Annotated in this window: 1 tRNA gene and 2 rRNA genes; all 3 read left to right on the forward strand. The window is 53.9% G+C overall.

The features are described from left to right. The first annotated feature begins 185 nt into the window (after window positions 1-185). The 3 genes from HNP52_RS22905 to HNP52_RS22915 all read left to right on the forward strand — a co-directional run bounded on the left by HNP52_RS22905 (window position 186) and on the right by HNP52_RS22915 (window position 3,333). Window positions 186-2,976: ribosomal RNA gene (locus HNP52_RS22905) — 23S ribosomal RNA — on the forward strand. 114 nt (window positions 2,977-3,090) lie between these two features. After that, window positions 3,091-3,205 (forward strand): 5S ribosomal RNA (gene rrf / locus HNP52_RS22910). Window positions 3,206-3,256: 51 nt separating this feature from the next. After that, window positions 3,257-3,333 (forward strand) — tRNA-Met (locus tag HNP52_RS22915). Window positions 3,334-3,335: the final 2 nt, after the last annotated feature.

The following is a 3,335-nucleotide window of genomic DNA, read 5'->3' on the forward strand; positions in this document are numbered from 1 at the left end:
CGAGGAAGCGAGCGCCGGAACAAATCGGAAGCAACAAGTTCCATCTGGTTGACCGCTAAGATGGGGCGCTTCCAAACAAGGCTGAGAAATGAACATCCACACCAAGATACTGCGACACACTGCTCTGCCGAGTTTCGTGTCGGTCTTAGGACCGATCCAGTGTTGTCGTTGGTGGTGTGGACTCTCAAGTGTGAGGTAAGGGCATTTGGTGGATGCCTTGGCGCATACAGGCGATGAAGGACGTGGCACGCTGCGATAAGCGTCGGTGAGGTGTGAGCAACCTTTGACCCGACGATTTCCGAATGGGGAAACCCACCTAATCCGATTATCTCGACCGCCAGCAATGACGATCGGGGTAATTGGAAAAAGGTATCACTTAGCTGAATAAAATAGGCTTCGTGAAGCGAACCCGGAGAACTGAAACATCTCAGTACCCGGAGGAAAAGACATCAACCGAGATTCCGTTAGTAGTGGCGAGCGAACGCGGACCAGGCCAGTGCCTGATATTCAACTAGCAGAAGTATCTGGAAAGATACGCCATAGCGGGTGACAGCCCCGTATGCGAAAGTGATGTATCAGGACTTGAGTAGGGCGGGACACGTGTAATCCTGTCTGAATATAGGGGGACCACCCTCTAAGCCTAAATACTCGTATGCGACCGATAGCGAACTAGTACCGTGAGGGAAAGGTGAAAAGCACCCCGATGAGGGGAGTGAAACAGTACCTGAAACCGAATGCCTACAAGCAGTTGGAGCCTCTTTATGGGGTGACAGCGTACCTCTTGCATAATGGGTCTGTGACTTAATGTACCAAGCAAGCTTAAGCCGATAGGTGTAGGCGCAGCGAAAGCGAGTCTGAATAGGGCGAATGAGTTTGGTGTATTAGACCCGAAACCCGGCGATCTAGGCATGACCAGGATGAAGGTGCGGTAACACGCACTGGAGGTCCGAACCGATTAACGTTGAAAAGTTACCGGATGAGTTGTGTTTAGGGGTGAAAGGCCAATCAAGCCGGGAAATAGCTGGTTCTCCGCGAAAACTATTGAGGTAGTGCCTCGGATGAACACCCTAGGGGGTAGAGCACTGGATGGATGCGGGGGTCGCGAGATCTACCAATTCTAACCAAACTCCGAATACCTAGGAGTGATATCCGGGAGACAGACGGCGGGTGCTAAGGTCCGTCGTCAAAAGGGAAACAGCCCTGACCTACAGCTAAGGTCCCCAAGTCACGTCTAAGTGGGAAAGCATGTGGGAATCCCAAAACAACCAGGAGGTTGGCTTAGAAGCAGCCATCCTTTAAAGAAAGCGTAACAGCTCACTGGTCTAAATAAGGGTTCCTGCGGCGAAGATGTAACGGGGCTCAAGACGTGCACCGAAGCTTAGGGTGTGTACTTTGTACACGCGGTAGCGGAGCGTTCCGTAAGCCTGTGAAGCGATCTGGTAATGGGTCGTGGAGGTATCGGAAGTGCGAATGCAGACATGAGTAGCGATAAAAAGGGTGAGATGCCCTTTCGCCGAAAGACCAAGGGTTCCTGCGCAAGGCTAATCCGCGCAGGGTGAGCCGGCCCCTAAGACGAGCCCGAAGGGGGTAGTCGATGGGAACCACGTTAATATTCGTGGGCCTGGTGGTGTGTGACGGATGGTGTGTGTTGTATGCTCTTAACGGATTGAGCATGCTTCGAAGCTGTCCCGGGAAATAGCCCCACCGTATAGACCGTACCCGAAACCGACACAGGTGGTCAGGTAGAGTATACCAAGGCGCTTGAGAGAAGTGTCCTGAAGGAACTCGGCAAATTGCCTCCGTACCTTCGGAAGAAGGAGGCCCTGTTATTGCGCAAGCAGTAGCAGGGGGCACAGGCCAGGGGGTAGCGACTGTTTAGCAAAAACACAGGGCTCTGCTAAGTCGGCTTCAAGACGACGTATAGGGCCTGACGCCTGCCCGGTGCCTGAAGGTTAAGTGGAGGGGTGCAAGCTCCGAAATGAAGCCCAGGTAAACGGCGGCCGTAACTATAACGGTCCTAAGGTAGCGAAATTCCTTGTCGGGTAAGTTCCGACCTGCACGAATGGCGTAACGACTTCCCCACTGTCTCCAGGACATGCTCAGCGAAATTGAATTCTCCGTGAAGATGCGGAGTACCCGCGGTTAGACGGAAAGACCCCGTGCACCTTTACTGCAGCTTCAGAGTGGCATTAGGAAAGAACTGTGTAGCATAGGTGGGAGGCTTTGAAGCATTGGCGCCAGCCGGTGTGGAGCCATAGGTGAAATACCACCCTGTTGTTTTCTGATGTCTAACCACGCACCGTTATCCGGTGCTGGGACCCTCTGTGGCGGGTAGTTTGACTGGGGCGGTCGCCTCCTAAAGAGTAACGGAGGCGCGCGAAGGTTGGCTCAGGCCGGTTGGAAACCGGCTGTTAGAGTGCAATGGCATAAGCCAGCCTGACTGCGAGACTGACAAGTCGAGCAGAGACGAAAGTCGGTCATAGTGATCCGGTGGTCCCTCGTGGAAGGGCCATCGCTCAACGGATAAAAGGTACGCCGGGGATAACAGGCTGATAACCCCCAAGAGCTCATATCGACGGGGTTGTTTGGCACCTCGATGTCGGCTCATCACATCCTGGGGCTGGAGCAGGTCCCAAGGGTTTGGCTGTTCGCCAATTAAAGTGGTACGTGAGCTGGGTTCAGAACGTCGCGAGACAGTTTGGTCCCTATCTGCCGTGGGCGTCGAAATTTGAGAGGAGTTGACCCTAGTACGAGAGGACCGGGTTGAACATACCTCTGGTGTACCTGTCGTCGTGCCAACGGCGCAGCAGGGTAGCTATGTATGGACGGGATAACCGCTGAAAGCATCTAAGCGGGAAGCCTCCCTCGAGATAAGATTTCTTAGGACGGTCGAAGACCACGACCTTGATAGGCCGGATGTGGAAGCGCGGTAACGTGTGGAGCTAACCGGTCCTAATTGTCCTATTCGCACTTGATGAGTCCCACCATCAACGACAGCACTGGCTAATCCCAGACACTGTCCTTGATCGGATGTTCATCAGCCTTGATTTTGCACGGTTTGAAAAACTTCCTGTGACACCGGCTTCATTGCTTGGTGGCTATAGCGTCTGTGACCCACCCGATCCCATCCCGAACTCGGCCGTGAAACCAGACAGCGCCGATGGTACTATCGCTTAAGCGATGGAAGAGTAGGTCGTCGCCAGGCATTGAAGCCGGTGCCGCAGGAAAACCCATTCACAATCGTCCACCCGTTTGGCGCGGGATGGAGCAGCCCGGTAGCTCGTCAGGCTCATAACCTGAAGGTCGCAGGTTCAAATCCTGCTCCCGCAACCAAC

Source organism: Sphingomonas kyeonggiensis (assembly GCF_014204495.1).
Taxonomy (GTDB): domain Bacteria; phylum Pseudomonadota; class Alphaproteobacteria; order Sphingomonadales; family Sphingomonadaceae; genus Sphingomonas; species Sphingomonas kyeonggiensis_A.